The sequence below is a fragment of the Enterobacter cloacae complex sp. ECC445 genome, from assembly GCF_021892025.1.
GTDB lineage: Bacteria > Pseudomonadota > Gammaproteobacteria > Enterobacterales > Enterobacteriaceae > Enterobacter > Enterobacter chengduensis.
Genome location: NZ_JAKLRZ010000001.1, coordinates 175693 through 191464, shown reverse-complemented (window position 1 = coordinate 191464; position 15772 = coordinate 175693). Strand labels below are relative to the sequence as shown.

Annotated in this window: 16 protein-coding genes; 8 read left to right on the top strand and 8 right to left on the bottom strand. The window is 57.7% G+C overall.

Going from position 1 to position 15772, the window contains the following annotated elements:
* Positions 1 to 34: 34 nt before the first annotated feature.
* The gene (gene emtA, locus L6R44_RS00950) at positions 35 to 646 is read right to left on the bottom strand and encodes a membrane-bound lytic murein transglycosylase EmtA (protein ID WP_032641181.1); all 612 of its coding nucleotides are present in this window, start codon (positions 644 to 646) and stop codon (positions 35 to 37) included.
* Between the two features lie 107 nt (positions 647 to 753).
* Between emtA and ldcA the strand changes: the two genes are divergently transcribed.
* Positions 754 to 1668: a muramoyltetrapeptide carboxypeptidase gene (ldcA, locus tag L6R44_RS00945; protein WP_237422934.1), complete on the top strand. Its 915-nt coding sequence runs from the start codon at positions 754 to 756 to the stop codon at positions 1666 to 1668.
* A gap of 96 nt (positions 1669 to 1764) precedes the next feature.
* Entirely contained in the window at positions 1765 to 3498 is a 1734-nt protein-coding gene (locus tag L6R44_RS00940; RefSeq protein ID WP_032641185.1) for a potassium/proton antiporter, read from the top strand.
* A 96-nt stretch (positions 3499 to 3594) separates the two neighbouring features.
* On the opposite strand, the gene dadX is transcribed toward L6R44_RS00940, so the two are convergent.
* Complete coding sequence (gene dadX, locus L6R44_RS00935; RefSeq protein ID WP_237422933.1) at positions 3595 to 4665, bottom strand: catabolic alanine racemase DadX; 1071 nt, start codon at positions 4663 to 4665, stop codon at positions 3595 to 3597.
* 9 nt (positions 4666 to 4674) lie between these two features.
* Positions 4675 to 5973 carry a D-amino acid dehydrogenase gene (locus L6R44_RS00930; protein ID WP_237422932.1) on the bottom strand — a complete coding sequence of 433 codons (1299 nt, stop codon included), beginning with the start codon at positions 5971 to 5973 and terminating at the stop codon, positions 4675 to 4677.
* Positions 5974 to 6294: 321 nt separating this feature from the next.
* On the opposite strand from L6R44_RS00930, the gene L6R44_RS00925 reads away from it, so the two are divergent.
* A complete protein-coding gene (locus L6R44_RS00925; RefSeq protein ID WP_032641194.1) occupies positions 6295 to 7827 on the top strand; it encodes a SpoVR family protein in 1533 nt (510 codons plus the stop codon).
* 109 nt (positions 7828 to 7936) lie between these two features.
* Here L6R44_RS00925 and fadR read toward each other — a convergent pair whose 3' ends face one another.
* On the bottom strand, positions 7937 to 8656 hold the full coding sequence (gene fadR, locus L6R44_RS00920) for a fatty acid metabolism transcriptional regulator FadR (RefSeq protein ID WP_024909809.1): 720 nt from the start codon (positions 8654 to 8656) through the stop codon (positions 7937 to 7939).
* Between the two features lie 201 nt (positions 8657 to 8857).
* On the opposite strand from fadR, the gene nhaB reads away from it, so the two are divergent.
* Positions 8858 to 10396 carry a Na(+)/H(+) antiporter NhaB gene (gene nhaB, locus L6R44_RS00915; protein WP_032641198.1) on the top strand — a complete coding sequence of 513 codons (1539 nt, stop codon included), beginning with the start codon at positions 8858 to 8860 and terminating at the stop codon, positions 10394 to 10396.
* 46 nt (positions 10397 to 10442) lie between these two features.
* Positions 10443 to 10973, top strand: coding sequence for a disulfide bond formation protein DsbB (dsbB, locus tag L6R44_RS00910; RefSeq protein WP_032641201.1), 531 nt, complete (start codon positions 10443 to 10445; stop codon positions 10971 to 10973).
* Between the two features lie 115 nt (positions 10974 to 11088).
* Here dsbB and L6R44_RS00905 read toward each other — a convergent pair whose 3' ends face one another.
* The 3 genes from L6R44_RS00905 to L6R44_RS00895 form a co-directional block, all read right to left on the bottom strand.
* Positions 11089 to 11529, bottom strand: a complete 441-nt coding sequence (locus L6R44_RS00905) for a YcgN family cysteine cluster protein (protein WP_045908282.1) — start codon at positions 11527 to 11529, stop codon at positions 11089 to 11091.
* A 93-nt stretch (positions 11530 to 11622) separates the two neighbouring features.
* Positions 11623 to 12282: a fumarylacetoacetate hydrolase family protein gene (locus L6R44_RS00900; protein ID WP_237422931.1), complete on the bottom strand. Its 660-nt coding sequence runs from the start codon at positions 12280 to 12282 to the stop codon at positions 11623 to 11625.
* A gap of 47 nt (positions 12283 to 12329) precedes the next feature.
* Positions 12330 to 12605, bottom strand: a complete 276-nt coding sequence (locus L6R44_RS00895; RefSeq protein WP_032641206.1) for a YcgL domain-containing protein — start codon at positions 12603 to 12605, stop codon at positions 12330 to 12332.
* Positions 12606 to 12728: 123 nt separating this feature from the next.
* On the opposite strand from L6R44_RS00895, the gene minC reads away from it, so the two are divergent.
* Genes minC through minE form a run of 3 tightly spaced genes read left to right on the top strand, consistent with a single transcriptional unit; the run spans position 12729 to position 14542 of the window.
* Positions 12729 to 13436: a septum site-determining protein MinC gene (minC, locus tag L6R44_RS00890; RefSeq protein ID WP_237422991.1), complete on the top strand. Its 708-nt coding sequence runs from the start codon at positions 12729 to 12731 to the stop codon at positions 13434 to 13436.
* A 23-nt stretch (positions 13437 to 13459) separates the two neighbouring features.
* Complete coding sequence (gene minD, locus L6R44_RS00885; RefSeq protein WP_104950716.1) at positions 13460 to 14272, top strand: septum site-determining protein MinD; 813 nt, start codon at positions 13460 to 13462, stop codon at positions 14270 to 14272.
* 3 nt (positions 14273 to 14275) lie between these two features.
* Positions 14276 to 14542 (top strand): cell division topological specificity factor MinE, encoded by a 267-nt coding sequence (gene minE, locus L6R44_RS00880; RefSeq protein WP_024909868.1) that lies wholly within the window; start codon positions 14276 to 14278, stop codon positions 14540 to 14542.
* Between the two features lie 86 nt (positions 14543 to 14628).
* On the opposite strand, the gene rnd is transcribed toward minE, so the two are convergent.
* Positions 14629 to 15756 (bottom strand): ribonuclease D, encoded by a 1128-nt coding sequence (gene rnd / locus L6R44_RS00875; protein ID WP_237422990.1) that lies wholly within the window; start codon positions 15754 to 15756, stop codon positions 14629 to 14631.
* Positions 15757 to 15772 lie beyond the last annotated feature (16 nt).

The following is a 15772-nucleotide window of genomic DNA, read 5'->3' as shown; positions in this document are numbered from 1 at the left end:
CATCGGGCAGCGTGACCGCCGCCCGTCGACGGCATTACATGGCATCCATCGCTTTCTGTACTTTCCAGATATAACGGGGCGCCTGCGGTGCCGGGTGATTTTTCGCCACATGCTCAAAGAATTCATCTTTGTCCATGTCGTTAATCTCTTCTATTGCCTCTTTGCGGTCAGAGGAGAAGGTTCTGAGCAACGCGCCGGCACCGTTAACGTAAGACACCACCAGCGCGTACTGCATCACCTCCGGATCCTTAATCCCCTTCAGCACGCCGTGTTCCATGATGCTCAGATAGGCCGTGCCCATGGAAATGTTGCGTTCCGGGTTCTTCAGCTCGCTGGTGGACGGCTGGCCGCTCCAGCCCATGTAGCGGTAAACCTCTTTCCCCGCCGTTGAGGCTTTAAGCTGCATCAGGCCCACCGCGTTGGACTTGCTGACGAGCGTGGGGTTACCGCCGGACTCCACCGCAATGATCGCCGTGATGAGGCGCGGACTGACGCCCCAGGCTTTCCCGGCTTGCTCACTGATCGGCATCCACTGCATGGCCCGTTTCACCGGCACTTCCGGGTTCCAGGGTGGGTTTTGATAATCATGTTTTGAACTACAGCCAGCAAGCAGCACAATCAAAAAAGCAAACCATCTCAATTTCACGTCATCTATCCTTATAGCCGGTCATCGCGGTGCGTCGCCTCTTGAAGCAGGCGGCGTATAAGCGGCATGATATAGACAATTAGTTTCTCATTCAGCAAGGAATTGCCATGTCTCAGTTTCATCTCATCGCGCCGTCGGGCTACTGCATCAACCAGGAGGCGGCGCAGCGGGGCGTACAGCGTTTGCTGGAGTCGGGCCATCGGGTAGAAAATCAGACAATTATCCCCCGCCGCCAGCAGCGTTTTGCCGGTACCGACGCGCAGAGGCTGAATGATATCAATAGCCTGGTGAACCTGAAGGGTGAAAACCGGATTGTGCTGGCGGTGCGCGGCGGATATGGCGCGAGCCGACTGCTGGAGAGCATTGACTGGCAGGGGCTGGCGCAGCGCCAGCAGCAGGATCCGCTGCTGATATGCGGCCACAGTGATTTTACCGCCATCCAGCTTGGGCTGCTGGCCCTGCATAACGTTGTCACCTTCAGCGGCCCGATGCTGGCCGGTAACTTTGGCGCACAGGAGCTGGACGCGTTCACCGTAGAGCATTTCTGGCGCGCGCTGCGTAATCCCACCTACAGCGTGGAGTGGCGGGGCTTTGGACCGCACTGGGAATGTGAAGGCCAGCTCTGGGGCGGCAACCTGGCGATGCTGGTCTCGCTTATCGGCACGCCGTGGCTGCCGCACATCGAAAACGGCATTCTGGTGCTGGAAGATATTAACGAACATCCGTTCCGCGTCGAGCGCATGCTGCTGCAGCTTTATCATGCCGGCATTCTTGGGCGTCAGTCCGCGATAGTGCTGGGCAGCTTCAGCGGCTCTGCGCCGAATGACTATGACGCGGGTTACACCCTTGAAACCATGGTCGACTTCGTTCGCTCGCGGCTGGATATTCCGATCGTCACCGGCCTGGATTTTGGCCATGAGCAGCAAACCGTGACCCTGGCGCTGGGGGCGCACGCCTCCCTGATCCACAATGATTCCGGCTCCCGGCTGACCATCAGCGGCCATCCGGTCATAAAGGGGTAAAAAATCCGTTAAACCGCCTTAATAAAACGCTGTTACCGACGTTAATATGTTAGGGTTTAGTAACAGCGTTAACATTGAGGTGGGAGTAAGAGAACATTGGATGCCGCAGCGATAATCAGCCTTTTCATTTTGGGTTCCGTCCTTGTAACCAGCAGTATTTTATTAAGTTCATTTTCATCGCGTCTCGGCATACCTATTCTTGTCATTTTCCTCGCCATCGGCATGCTGGCCGGCATCGATGGTATTGGCGGTATCCCATTCGATAACTACCCTTTCGCCTACATGGTGAGTAACCTCGCGCTGGCGGTGATCCTGCTGGACGGCGGGATGCGCACCCAGGCGAGCTCCTTCCGCGTGGCCCTGGGGCCCGCGCTGTCGCTCGCCACGGTCGGCGTGTTGATTACCTCTGGCCTCACCGGAATGATGGCCGCGTGGCTTTTCCACCTCAACATCATGGAAGGTTTGCTGATTGGCGCCATCGTGGGGTCAACCGATGCGGCAGCGGTGTTTTCCCTGCTCGGCGGAAAAGGGCTTAACGAACGCGTCGGCTCCACGCTTGAGATTGAATCCGGCAGTAACGATCCGATGGCGGTATTTCTCACCATCACGCTTATCGAGATGATCCAGCAGCACGAGACGGGCCTGAGCTGGACGTTTGCCTGGCATATCCTGCAGCAGTTCGGGCTGGGGATTGTTATCGGCCTGGCGGGGGGATACCTGCTACAGCAGACCATCAACCGCATCTCGCTGCCCGCGGGGCTTTACCCCCTGCTGGCGCTGAGCGGCGGCATCCTCATTTTCGCCGTTACCACCGCGCTGGACGGCAGCGGTATTCTCGCCGTCTACCTCTGCGGGTTCCTGATGGGCAACCGCCCGATTCGTAACCGTCATGCCATTTTGCAGAACTTCGACGGCCTGGCGTGGCTGGCGCAGATCGGCATGTTCCTGGTGCTGGGGCTGCTGGTGACGCCATCGGACCTGCTGCCGATCGCCGTTCCGGCGCTTCTGCTCTCCGCATGGATGATCTTCTTCGCCCGCCCGCTGTCGGTGTTTGCCGGGCTGCTGCCGTTTCGCGGGTTCAACCTGCGCGAGCGCGTCTTTATCAGCTGGGTAGGCCTGCGCGGCGCGGTGCCGATTATCCTGGCCGTCTTCCCGATGATGGCGGGTCTGGATAACGCCCGGCTGTTCTTTAACGTGGCGTTCTTCGTGGTGCTGATTTCGCTGCTGTTCCAGGGGACCTCCCTCGGGTGGGCGGCGAAAAAAGCCAAAGTCGTGGTGCCTCCCGTGGGCTGGCCCGTTTCCCGCGTGGGGCTCGACATTCATCCGGAAAATCCGTGGGAACAGTTCGTCTATCAGTTGAGCGCTGACAAATGGTGCGTGGGCGCGTCGCTGCGCGATCTGCACATGCCTGCCGAAACCCGCATTGCCGCCCTGTTCCGCGACAATGTCCTGCTGCACCCTACCGGCAGCACCCGCCTGCGTGAAGGGGATATTCTGTGCGTGATTGGCCGCGAGCGCGACCTGCCCGCGCTGGGCAAGCTGTTCAGCCAGTCGCCTCCGGTGGCGCTGGACCAGCGTTTCTTCGGCGATTTTATTCTGGAAGCCAGCGCCAGGTTTGCCGATGTGGCGCTGATTTACGGCCTGGACGAAGGCGCTGAAGACGGTGATAACCAGCAGACGCTGGGCGAAATCATCCAGCAGCGGCTGGGCGCTGCGCCGGTGGTGGGCGATCAGGTGGAGTTTGCCGGGATGATCTGGACGGTAGCAGAGAAAGAAGATAACGCGGTGCGGAAAGTCGGTTTAAGGCCGATGGAAGAGGACGCGGAATAGCGGTTTTTTGCCGGGTGGCGCTAACGCTTACCCGGCCTACGTTCGAGGGTTTTGCAGGTCGGGTAAGGCGAAGCCGCCACCCGACACAAATATTCGTTACACCGTCACAACCGGCACTCTCGGCGCCAGGGCGCACATGAGTTCATACCCCACCGTGCCCGCTGCGGCCGCCACGTCATCAATTTTGATTTCGTTACCCCACAGCTCGACCGGCGAACCGATGCCCGCCTGCGGGCAGGGCGTCAGGTCAACGGCCAGCATGTCCATTGATACGGTGCCTACCGTTCCCGTGCGGACCCCATCAACCCAAACCGGCGTGCCGGTCGGCGCAATGCGCGGGTAGCCGTCGGCATAGCCGCCCGCCACGATGCCAATCCGCTGCTCGCCTTTCGCCCGGTAGCGGCTGCCGTAGCCCACCGCGTCACCGGCCTTCAGCGTCTGCACGCCAATGATCTCGCTGCGCAGGGTCATCACCGGCCTCAGGCCGCTGTTGGCAATATCCTGCCACTGGCCTGAGGGCGATGCGCCGTACAGAACGATCCCCGGACGCACCCAGTTATAGTGCGCCTCGGGATGCCACAGCGTGGCCGCCGAGTTCGACAGCGAGCGCGGGCAGTCCAGCCCCTCTGCCGCCTGCTCGATGCGGACCATGGCATCGACAATGCCCTCCGGTTTTTCCGCATCGGCGAAGTGCGCCATCAGCGTCATTTCGCCCACGTTTTTCAGGGCGCGCAGCTGCTGCCACACCGTATGCACCCGCTCAGGCTGAAAGCCCAGGCGGTTCATGCCGCTGTTCACCTTGAGATAGATATCCAGCGGCGCGTGGAGCTTCGCGTCCTGAATCGCCTTAATCTGCCAGTTGCTGTGAACGCTGGTGGTCAGACGGTACTTGTCCAGCAGAGGCAGATCGTCCGCGTGGAAGAAGCCCTCCAGCAGCAGTATCGGCCCTTTCCAGCCGCGCTCGCGCAGCAGAATAGCCTCTTCCAGATTCAGTAGCGCAAAGCCGTCGGTGGCGCTCAGCGCGCTCCAGATACGGTCAATGCCGTGTCCGTAGGCATTGGCCTTCACCACCGACCAGACGCGTGCGCCGGGTGCCGCCCGGCGAACAATTTGCAGGTTATCCTTCAGGGCCTGCAGGTTCAGTTGGGCCAGAACGGGACGGGACATGACAACTCCTTAGCTATGCGCGCCGTGCAGGTGCTGTGGACGCGACGGCGTAAACCCCGATTGATAGCGCGCGGCGCTTAAATCGTCAAACGGAATGGCCGGCGTGCGCCCGGAGATCAGGTCGCTGAGCAGCTGGCCCGATCCGCAGGCCATCGTCCAGCCCAGCGTGCCGTGCCCGGTGTTGGTCCACAGGTTTTTATACGGCGTGCGGCCCACGATCGGCGTGCCGTCCGGCGTCATCGGGCGCAGCCCGGTCCAGAACGTCGCCTGCTCAACAAAGCCGCCGCGCGGGAAGAGATCGCCCACTACCATCTCCAGCGTTTCACGCCGCGGCTGCAGCAGCTCGGTGTTGAAGCCGACAATCTCCGCCATGCCGCCAACGCGGATGCGGTTATCGAAGCGGGTAATGGCGATTTTGTACGTTTCATCGAGTATGGTCGACACCGGAGCGCCGCTCTCTTCTTTTACCGGAATGGTCAGCGAGTAGCCCTTCAGCGGGTAGACCGGAATATCGAGAATGCCTTTCAGCATCGCGGTGGAGTACGAACCAAACGCCATGACGTAGGCATCGGCTTTGATCACCTCGTCGCCGCACTTCACGCCGTAAATTTTTTCCCCTTCCGACAGCAGCTTGTCGACCGCGGTGTTAAAGCGGAACTTCACTCCCGCCTGCTCGCACATCTGCGCCAGACGTTGGGTAAAGAGCTGGCAATCGCCGGTTTCGTCATTCGGCAGGCGCAGGCCGCCCGTCAGCTTATGCTCCACTTCCGCCAGCGCGGGCTCCACCTGCCCCAGCTGGCTGGCCTCCAGCAGCTGATACGGAACGCCGGCATCTTCCAGCACGGCGATATCGCGGGTGGCGTTTTCGTACTGTTGTTCAGTGCGGAACAGCTGCAGCGTCCCGCCCTGGCGGCCTTCATACTCAATGCCCGTCGACGCGCGCAGCGCTTTCAGGCAGTCACGGCTGTATTCCGCCAGGCGCACCATACGCCCTTTGTTTTCCATGTAGTGGCGAGTGTCGCAGTTGCGCAGCATCTGCCACATCCACTTCAGCTGGAACGGCGTGCCGTCAAGGCTGATGGCCAGGGGCGCGTGGCGCTGGAACATCCATTTAATCGCCTTCAGCGGAACGCCCGGGGCAGCCCACGGTGCCGCATAGCCGGGAGAGATTTGCCCGGCGTTCGCCGCGCTGGTTTCAAGCGCCGGACCGGATTCACGATCGATAACGGTGACGTCATGTCCCGCCTGGCTTAAATACCAGGCGCTGGTTACCCCAACGACACCACTTCCCAGTATGACAACACGCATAGCCACTCCATTATGTGCAAAAGAACAATCTTCTAATTACAGATTGATAACCTAGTTGAAAATATTATTCAACATACGACTTTTTTATGGTGACTTACCTCACACATCCCCCAGCATCAGGGGATAGCGCTAATTTGGGATCTCCTGCTGCGCGTTATTTTTAACCAGCATAATATGCTGAGGGATACCGTTTTTTTGCCGTATCAAAAACGCGAAATCGCAAAGAAAAAATTTCTGCCCCAGCACGCTTTTTAACACGTTGATCTATGCTTGAAAGGAGGCTCTCCAGACAGAGAGAGCACCCACAACGAGGGCGCGCTAATGGCTACTATTGATTCCCTGAACAAGGACAACACACGTCTCAGCGATGGACCCGACTGGACCTTCGAGCTGCTGGATGTCTACCTCGCCGAAATCGACCGGGTCGCAAAACTCTATCGTCTGGATACCTATCCCCATCAGATTGAAGTCATTACGTCCGAACAGATGATGGATGCCTACTCCAGCGTCGGGATGCCGATTAACTACCCGCACTGGTCGTTTGGTAAAAAATTTATTGAAACGGAGCGGCTGTACAAGCACGGCCAGCAGGGGCTGGCGTATGAGATTGTGATTAACTCCAATCCGTGCATCGCCTACTTAATGGAAGAGAACACCATTACCATGCAGGCGCTGGTGATGGCGCACGCCTGCTACGGGCACAACTCCTTTTTCAAGAATAACTACCTGTTCCGCAGCTGGACGGATGCCAGCTCCATCGTCGATTACCTGATTTTCGCCCGTAAATACATTACCGACTGCGAAGAGCGCTACGGCGTGGACGAAGTGGAAAAACTGCTCGACTCCTGCCACGCGCTGATGAACTACGGCGTGGACCGCTACAAACGCCCGCAGAAAATCTCCCTTCAGGAGGAGAAGGCCCGGCAGAAAAGCCGCGAGGAGTACCTGCAAAGCCAGGTGAACATGCTGTGGCGCACCCTACCGAAGCGTGAGGAAGAAAAAACGATCGCTGAAGCGCGTCGCTATCCATCCGAGCCGCAGGAAAACCTGCTCTATTTTATGGAGAAGAACGCCCCGCTGCTGGAGCCGTGGCAGCGTGAGATCCTGCGCATCGTCCGCAAGGTGAGCCAGTATTTTTATCCGCAAAAGCAGACGCAGGTGATGAACGAAGGCTGGGCGACCTTCTGGCACTACACCATCCTTAACCATCTGTACGACGAGGGGAAAGTCACCGAGCGGTTCATGATGGAATTCCTTCACAGCCATACCAACGTGGTGTTCCAGCCGCCCTACAACAGCCCGTGGTACAGCGGCATTAACCCGTATGCCCTTGGTTTCGCCATGTTCCAGGACATTAAGCGCATCTGCCAGTCGCCGACGGAAGAAGACAGGTACTGGTTCCCGGATATCGCCGGCTCCGACTGGCTGGAAACGCTGCACTTTGCGATGCGTGACTTCAAGGATGAGAGCTTCATCAGCCAGTTTATGTCGCCGAAGATCATGCGTGATTTCCGCTTCTTCACCGTGCTGGACGATGACCGCAACAACTTTCTGGAGATCTCCGCGATCCACAACGAGGAGGGATACCGCGAGATCCGCTCTCGCCTCTCTTCCCAGTACAACCTGAGCAACCTTGAACCGAATATTCAGGTGTGGAACGTGGATTTACGCGGCGACCGCTCCCTGACGCTGCGCTATATCCCGCACAATCGCGCGCCGCTGGATAAAGGACGTAAAGAGGTGCTCAAGCATGTTCATCGCCTGTGGGGCTTTGACGTGCAGCTCGAGCAGCAGAACGAAGACGGGAGCGTCGAGCTGCTGGAGCGTTGCCCGGCGCGGTTGAATACGCTGTAGTTTTTTGCCGGGTGGCGGCTACGCCTTACCCGGCCTACAAAACCCGTAGGCCCGGTAAGCGAAGCGCCACCGGGCGAAAAAAAACCTCTCATACGAGAGGTTTTTTCTTTTAGCGACTCTGAATCGCCAAATCGCCCGGCAGCGTTTTCTGCATACGGTGCCAGATTTCACCGGAATCATGACCGTAGCGGCGCACCGTCTCATAAACCTGATCGTGCAGGCCTTCGGTACAGAGCTTGCTGAGCTTATGGTAGAACCCCAGCGCCAGGCTACGCGCTTCCGGATTGGCAAAGTAGTGGCGGCCGATTCGTGTGTAAAGCCCCTTCATACCGTTGAGGATCAGGCCATACACCGGGTTGCCGGAGGCAAACGCCAGGCCGCGAAACACGTTGTAATCGAGGGTGGCAAACGCGTCGGCGTGATCTTCAACCTCATTCGCGGTGGCCAGCACCGCGAGGGCGTCTTCCGGATGCTGACGGAAGGCCGTACGGATGAAGATCGTCGCAATGTTGGTGCGCACGGAGAGCAGATTATCAATCAGCTGCGGCACGCTTTCATGGTCAAGACGCGCCAGCGTTTCAAGAATGTTCAGCCCGGACGTTTCCCAGAAGTTGTTCACTTTGGTGGGCTTGCCGTGCTGGATCGTCAACCAGCCATCGCGCGCCAGCCGCTGGAGCACTTCACGCAGCGTGGTGCGGGTGACGCCAATCAGTTCAGAGAGTTCGCGTTCAGCCGGAAGAATGGACCCCGCAGGGAAACGATTATTCCAGATGCTTTCAATGATGTACTCTTCCGCGAAACCCGCCGGGCTCTGCGCCTTAATGACCATAGTGAGATTTCCATTACACAGCTTTAGCAAATTGGACTCATCATACCAGAGGCGCGCAGTAGCAGGTAGCACGGCAAAGTGAGAAAAGAGGGATCGCCGTTTCATTTTTGTGAAATTTACAATCGAGCCTTATCCGCCTGCTGGCCGCGATTTTTGCGTATACTGGTGTTTTGTCTTACTTGACGGGGAAGGACGTCTGTCGTGGAAATTTCTTTTGGCCGCGCGCTGTGGCGCAATTTTTTAGGCCAGTCTCCGGACTGGTACAAACTTATTCTTCTGGTGTTCCTGGTCGTTAACCCCCTTCTCTTTAGCGTGAGCCCGTTCATTGCCGGGTGGCTGCTGGTGGCGGAATTTATCTTCACCCTGGCGATGGCGCTAAAGTGTTATCCCCTGCTGCCGGGCGGACTGCTGGCGTTTGAAGCCGTCGTCATCGGTATGACGTCGGCAGAACACGTCAAAGCAGAACTGGCCTCAAATCTTGAAGTGCTTCTGCTGCTGATGTTTATGGTGGCGGGCATCTACTTCATGAAACAGTTGCTGCTGTTTATCTTCACGCGTCTGCTGCTCAGCATACCGTCGAAAATGTTCCTCTCGCTGGCGTTTTGCCTTGCGGCAGCCTTTCTGTCGGCCTTCCTGGACGCGCTGACGGTCGTCGCGGTGGTGATCAGCGTCGCCGTCGGGTTTTACGGCATTTACCACCGCGTGGCGTCGTCCCGCCCGAGCGATGATTTACAGGATGACAGCCACGTCGAGGCGCATAACCGTGACGTGCTGGAACAGTTCCGCGCGTTTCTGCGCAGCCTGATGATGCATGCCGGGGTCGGTACCGCCCTGGGCGGCGTGATGACCATGGTGGGCGAGCCGCAAAACCTGATCATTGCCAAAGCGGCAGGCTGGCACTTCGGTGAGTTTTTCCTGAGAATGGCACCCGTGAGCGTACCGGTGCTTTTCTTCGGCCTGGCGACCTGTCTGCTGGTGGAGAAGTTTCGCCTCTTTGGCTACGGGGCACAGCTCCCGGATCCGGTGCGTCAGGAGCTGCATAAATTCGATCTGCAGAGCCGCAGCCAGCGGACGCGCCAGGAGACGCTGCGACTGATTGCGCAGGGGGTCATCGGCGTCTGGCTTATCGCCGCGCTGGCGCTCCATCTTGCCGAAGTGGGGCTGATTGGCCTGTCCGTCATTATTCTCGCCACCAGCTTTACCGGCGTGACGGACGAACATGCCATCGGCAAGGCGTTTACCGAAGCCCTGCCGTTTACCGCCCTGCTGGCGGTGTTCTTTGCCGTCGTGGCGGTGATTATCGACCAGCACCTGTTCGCGCCGATTATTGCCTTTGTTTTACAGGCGTCGCCGGACGCTCAGCTCTCGCTGTTTTATCTGTTTAACGGACTGCTCTCGTCAATTTCAGATAACGTCTTTGTCGGGACGGTCTACATCAACGAGGCCAAAGCGGCCATGGAGCAAGGCGTCATCAGTGCCGGGCAGTTTGAGCTGCTGGCGGTGGCGATCAATACCGGCACCAACCTGCCGTCGGTGGCGACGCCAAACGGTCAGGCCGCGTTCCTGTTCCTGCTGACCTCCGCCCTCGCGCCGCTCATACGACTTTCTTATGGCAGGATGGTGTGGATGGCGCTGCCCTACACGCTGGTGCTCACGATAGTGGGATTGCTTTGCGTCAAAATTACCCTCATTCCCTGTACGCAATGGTTGATACAAGCGGGTATACTTGCGGCGCACTAAAATTCGTTTACACTGCGCTTTCTAAGCATGTTCCAGGGAAATGATTATGTTGAGATTTTTAAACCAGTGCTCCCGCGGTCGCGGAGCCTGGTTGTTGATGGCCCTGACCGCCTTTGCGCTGGAGATGGTCGCGCTGTGGTTCCAGCATGTCATGGGGCTGAAACCCTGCGTGCTGTGCATTTACGAGCGCTGCGCCCTGTTCGGCATTATGGGCGCAGGCCTGGTGGGTGCAATTGCGCCAAAATCGCCGCTGCGCTATGCGGGGATTGCTATCTGGCTGTACAGCGCCTGGAAAGGTATTGAGCTCTCCTGGCAGCACACCATGATGCAGCTGCACCCGTCGCCGTTCATGACCTGTGATTTCGCCGCCCGCTTCCCGAGCTGGCTGCCGCTGGACAAATGGCTGCCGCAGGTGTTTGTTGCCTCCGGTGACTGCTCCGTTCGCCAGTGGGAATTCCTGACCCTGGAGATGCCGCAGTGGCTGGTGGGGATTTTTGTCGCCTACTTCGTCGTGGCGCTGCTGGTGCTGATTGCCCAGCCGTTCAAGCCGAAGAAACGCGACTTGTTCGGGCGCTAATTTGCCCGGCGGCGCTTCGCTTGCGCGGGCCTACGGTTTTGTAGGTCGGGTAAGCGCAGCGCCACCCGACACAACAGCGCACAATAAAAAACCCGCCTCGGCGGGTTTTTTCATCTCAACGGGTCGGGTGATTCATAATGTGGTCTTCCCAGTCCCGCACCTCGGACTCTTTCACCGCAATGTGGCGCACGGAAATGCGCTCGCCGTGCATCGCCGCTTTTGACCCCGTCAGCAGCGGGTGCCAGGCCGGTAAGTCTTTCCCTTCGGCCAGCAGGCGATAGGCGCAGGTATGCGGCAGCCATTCAAACGTCGGCAGATTATCCCGGGTTAACTTGATGCAGTCCGGTTCGAATTCAAAGCGGCGCTCATAGTTACGGCACTGGCAGGTTTTAATATTTAGCTGCTTGCAGGCCACGTTGGTGAAGTAGATTTCGTCCGTATCTTCATCCATCAGCTTGTGCAGGCAGCACTGCCCGCAGCCGTCGCACAATGATTCCCATTCCGCGTCAGTCATGTCGTCGAGAGTTTTGCTTTGCCAGAAAGGGATGTCGTTCATCAGGATGTCCACACGTCAAAAGAAAGCGCACCTTATAACGAGTCTGGCACGTTGTTGCAAGTTTTGCCGCCCTCTTCAGGCGGCAAGATGGGGTTACAGCACCCGGGTTTTCAGCGACAGGCCGTTAAAACCGACCTCAAGCTCATCACCGCTGAGCAGCGGCCCAACGCCTTCTGGCGTCCCGGTCAGGATCACATCACCCGGTTTCAGGGTAAAGAAGCGGCTCATATAGGCGATCAGCGGCACAATCTTATGGATCATGTCTGCGGTGGTGCCCTGCTGGCGGATTTCGCCGTTGATCTTCAGGCTGAGCGGCGTGTTCTGCGGATCGCCGGTAAACTCGCTCACCGGCACAAACGCCGAAATCGGGCAGGAATTATCAAACCCTTTGGCTTTTTCCCACGGCTGCCCGGCTTTCTTCATTTTGCCCTGCACGTCACGCAGGGTCAGATCCAGCGCCACGCCGTAGCCGGCAATCGCTTTCTGGACATGTTCTTCGGAGGCCTGACGCAGCGTCGCGCCGATCAGCACGGCGAGCTCAACTTCGTGATGCACCGAGCCCAGCCCCTGCGGCAGCGCCAGCGGCTGACGGATATCGCAAAGCGCCGTTTCAGGCTTAATGAACAGGACCGGCTCTTCTGGCGTCGCGCTGCCCATCTCCTGAATATGTTTTGCGTAGTTGCTGCCCACGCAGACCACTTTGCTGACGGGATAATCCAGTAATGCACCTTGCCAGTTATGATGTTGATACATGGTCGACCCCTAAACGGTTGATGTGTTGTGCTTAAAAACAGCTGAGACTATTTTTTACCGTTCGCCTCAAGATGCTGTTTTAATAAATTCTCGGGCGGCGGCGGAAGCTGTAAATAATAGCCCTGCTCGGCTAAGGCCGTTTTCACTTTATCCAGATCGGCATTAATCAGTTTCTTACGACCGTCCAGCGGCAGCAGCATCGCCAGCTGTGGTCGGCCAAAGCTCTTCATTAATTCTTCAGGCACGCGTGAAAAATCGTCTTTCTTTTCGACATAAAGATAGGTCTGGTCACGGCTTGTACTTCTGTAGATCACACAAAACATGTTTTTACTCTGAATTAATGGGTGGTTGCTTGCCTCAATATACTCCTGACTATAACATGCCTGATACTCTTCGGAATATCGCAGCGAATGGTTGCGGTTAATAGCAAATTGAGTAAGGCCAGGATGTCAAACACGCCCATCGAGCTTAAAGGCAGTAGCTTCACCTTATCAGTGGTACATTTGCATGATGCAAAACCCGAGGTTATTCGTCAGGCGTTAGAAGACAAAATCGCCCAGGCTCCCGCCTTTCTGAAGCACGCCCCTGTTGTTATTAACGTCAGCGGTCTTGAGGCACCGGTTAACTGGACATTGCTCCAGCAGGCCGTCTCCTCAACCGGACTGCGTATCGTGGGCATCAGCGGCTGCAAAGATACCGAGCTGAAAGCGGAAATTGACCGTGCGGGGCTGCCGCTTCTGAATGAAGGCAAAGAAAAAGCCCCCCGGGCGGCACCCGCTGCCGTCCAGACGCCCCCTCCTGCGGTGCAAAACGTTACAAACATCACAAAAACGCGAATGATTGATGTGCCGGTTCGTTCCGGTCAGCGCATTTATGCACCAAACTGTGATCTGATTGTTACAAGCCACGTCAGTGCTGGCGCTGAGCTGATTGCAGATGGCAATATTCACGTATACGGTATGATGCGTGGACGTGCGCTCGCAGGGGCAAGTGGCGATAGAGATGCGCAAATATTTTGTACTCATCTGACGGCGGAACTGGTGTCCATCGCAGGTGAATATTGGCTGAGCGACAAGATCCCAGCCGAATTTTATGGCAAAGCGGCTCGCCTGCTGCTGGCAGACGACGCGTTGACCGTTCAACCGTTGAATTGATCCCTTTTTAACAAGGAATTTCTATGGCACGCATTATTGTTGTTACTTCGGGTAAAGGAGGCGTTGGCAAGACCACCTCCAGCGCGGCCATCGCTACAGGTTTGGCCCAGAAGGGAAAGAAAACCGTCGTTATCGACTTCGATATCGGCCTGCGTAACCTCGACCTCATCATGGGATGTGAGCGTCGCGTCGTGTATGACTTCGTGAACGTCATTCAGGGCGATGCCACGCTGAACCAGGCGATGATTAAAGACAAGCGCACCGAGAACCTTTACATCCTCCCGGCCTCTCAGACGCGTGACAAAGACGCCCTGACCCGTGAAGGGGTGGAAAAGGTGCTCGACGAGCTGAAGAAAATGGAGTTCGACTTCATTGTCTGCGACTCTCCTGCCGGCATCGAAACCGGTGCCCTGATGGCGCTCTATTTCGCTGATGAAGCCATCATCACCACCAACCCTGAAGTTTCATCCGTGCGTGACTCAGACCGCATTCTGGGGATCCTCGCCTCTAAATCCCGCCGTGCGGAAAATGGCGAAGATCCGATTAAAGAACACCTGCTGCTCACCCGCTACAATCCGGGCCGCGTGAACAAAGGTGACATGCTGAGCATGGAAGACGTGCTGGAGATCCTGCGCATCAAGCTGGTGGGCGTTATCCCGGAAGACCAGTCCGTGCTGCGCGCCTCTAACCAGGGCGAGCCAGTGATCCTTGATACAATGGCAGATGCAGGTAAAGCTTACGCCGATACCGTTGACCGTCTGCTGGGAGAAGAACGTCCTTTCCGCTTCATTGAAGAAGAGAAGAAAGGTTTCCTCAAACGCCTGTTCGGAGGATAAGTTATGGCATTACTGGACTTTTTTCTCTCGCGGAAAAAGAACACCGCCAACATCGCAAAAGAACGTTTGCAAATCATCGTTGCGGAGCGTCGTCGTAGCGACGCCGAGCCTCACTACCTGCCCCAGCTGCGCAAGGACATTCTGGAAGTGATCTGCAAATATGTGCAGATTGACCCGGAGATGGTGACGGTGCAGCTGGAACAAAAAGACGGGGATATTTCGATTCTGGAGCTGAACGTAACGCTCCCGGAAGCGGAAGAGTCGCGTTAATTCGTTTGTGATTTTGTAGGCCGGGCAAGCGTCGCGCCGCCCGGCAATTTCCCCGGTGGCGCTGCGCTTTCCGGGGCTACACGTCTTTAGCGTGGGTAGGCTTCCAGCAGCGTATTCAGGCGATCGGCCATCAATTTCCCGCGCCATCCCGCCAGCATTTCCGGCACGCCGCTCTGCGGCTTCAGCTTCCAGTGCCCGTTCAGCAGCTGGTTAATTTGACGACGTGAGGCGAGCAGCTCCGCGCTCAGCTTGCTTTCCGCGGCAACGTCCTGCACCAGCGCCTTGATATCCTTAAACGCTTTGCGATAGCCCGGCATATCCATCAGGTTCAGCAGCGGTTCCGGCAGCGCCTCTTCCGGCAGCTCCTTCGCTTTAGCGACCAGCGCCAGCAGGGTTTTGCCGTGGAAGCGGATCTCGCTGCCCGAAAGCCCAATGCTGTCCAGCTCGCCCAGGCTGCCCGGCATATAGCGCGCGACCGCCCAGAGGTGTTCTTCGCGAACCACAAAGTTAACCGCCAGGTCGCGCTCGCGCGCTTTACGCAAGCGCCAGTCGGCCAGCAGCTGCAGGCACGCCAGCTGGCGCGTACGCAGCTGCCAGGCGTTGCTGATGTCGCGCCAGGCCTCTTTCGGGTCCACCACTTCCTGACGGCGCTGCTGGGTCATACGGCACTCGTCGAGCGCCGCAGGCAGCCAGCCGGAGGCTTCTGCCTCTTTCATCAGCTGTCCGGCAATCGGCAGCAGATAAAACACGTCAGCCGCCGCATACTCCAGCTGACGCGCGGTTAGCGGACGCGCCAGCCAGTCGGTACGGGATTCGCTTTTATCCAGCGCCAGGCCCGTGTACTCCTCCACCATGGCGGCGAAGCCCCACGAAAGCGGACGGCCGCTGAAGGCCGCGAGGATCTGCGTATCTATCAGCGGCTGGGGCATAATGCCAAACGTGTTCAGAAAGACTTCCAGATCTTCACTGCCCGCGTGCAGGTATTTCGTCACGGCGGTATCGAGCAGCAGGTCACGCATCGGCGTCCAGTCGGTAATGCCGAGCGGGTCGATCAGCGACACGTGTTTACCGTCGAACATCTGAATCAACCCCAGCTGCGGATAGTACGTCCGGGTACGGACAAACTCGGTATCCAGGGCAATGGCAGGAAAGTCGCGCGTCACTTCGCACAGCGAAGCCAGCTCGTCGTTGGTGGTGATCATCTGGTAATTCAAAACGGATTCTCTTTTG

Bases quoted from the DNA above. Each gene is read 5' to 3' on its own strand.
- L6R44_RS00905 (WP_045908282.1), bottom strand. From the start codon at position 11,529: ATGAACGACATCCCTTTCTGGCAAAGCAAAACTCTCGACGACATGACT.
- dadX (WP_237422933.1), bottom strand. From the start codon at position 4,665: ATGTCCCGTCCCGTTCTGGCCCAACTGAACCTGCAGGCCCTGAAGGAT.
- ldcA (WP_237422934.1), top strand. From the start codon at position 754: ATGTCTCAGTTTCATCTCATCGCGCCGTCGGGCTACTGCATCAACCAG.
- fadR (WP_024909809.1), bottom strand. From the start codon at position 8,656: ATGGTCATTAAGGCGCAGAGCCCGGCGGGTTTCGCGGAAGAGTACATC.
- L6R44_RS00895 (WP_032641206.1), bottom strand. From the start codon at position 12,605: ATGTTTTGTGTGATCTACAGAAGTACAAGCCGTGACCAGACCTATCTT.
- minD (WP_104950716.1), top strand. From the start codon at position 13,460: ATGGCACGCATTATTGTTGTTACTTCGGGTAAAGGAGGCGTTGGCAAG.
- L6R44_RS00930 (WP_237422932.1), bottom strand. From the start codon at position 5,973: ATGCGTGTTGTCATACTGGGAAGTGGTGTCGTTGGGGTAACCAGCGCC.
- L6R44_RS00900 (WP_237422931.1), bottom strand. From the start codon at position 12,282: ATGTATCAACATCATAACTGGCAAGGTGCATTACTGGATTATCCCGTC.
- minE (WP_024909868.1), top strand. From the start codon at position 14,276: ATGGCATTACTGGACTTTTTTCTCTCGCGGAAAAAGAACACCGCCAAC.
- minC (WP_237422991.1), top strand. From the start codon at position 12,729: ATGTCAAACACGCCCATCGAGCTTAAAGGCAGTAGCTTCACCTTATCA.
- dsbB (WP_032641201.1), top strand. From the start codon at position 10,443: ATGTTGAGATTTTTAAACCAGTGCTCCCGCGGTCGCGGAGCCTGGTTG.
- L6R44_RS00925 (WP_032641194.1), top strand. From the start codon at position 6,295: ATGGCTACTATTGATTCCCTGAACAAGGACAACACACGTCTCAGCGAT.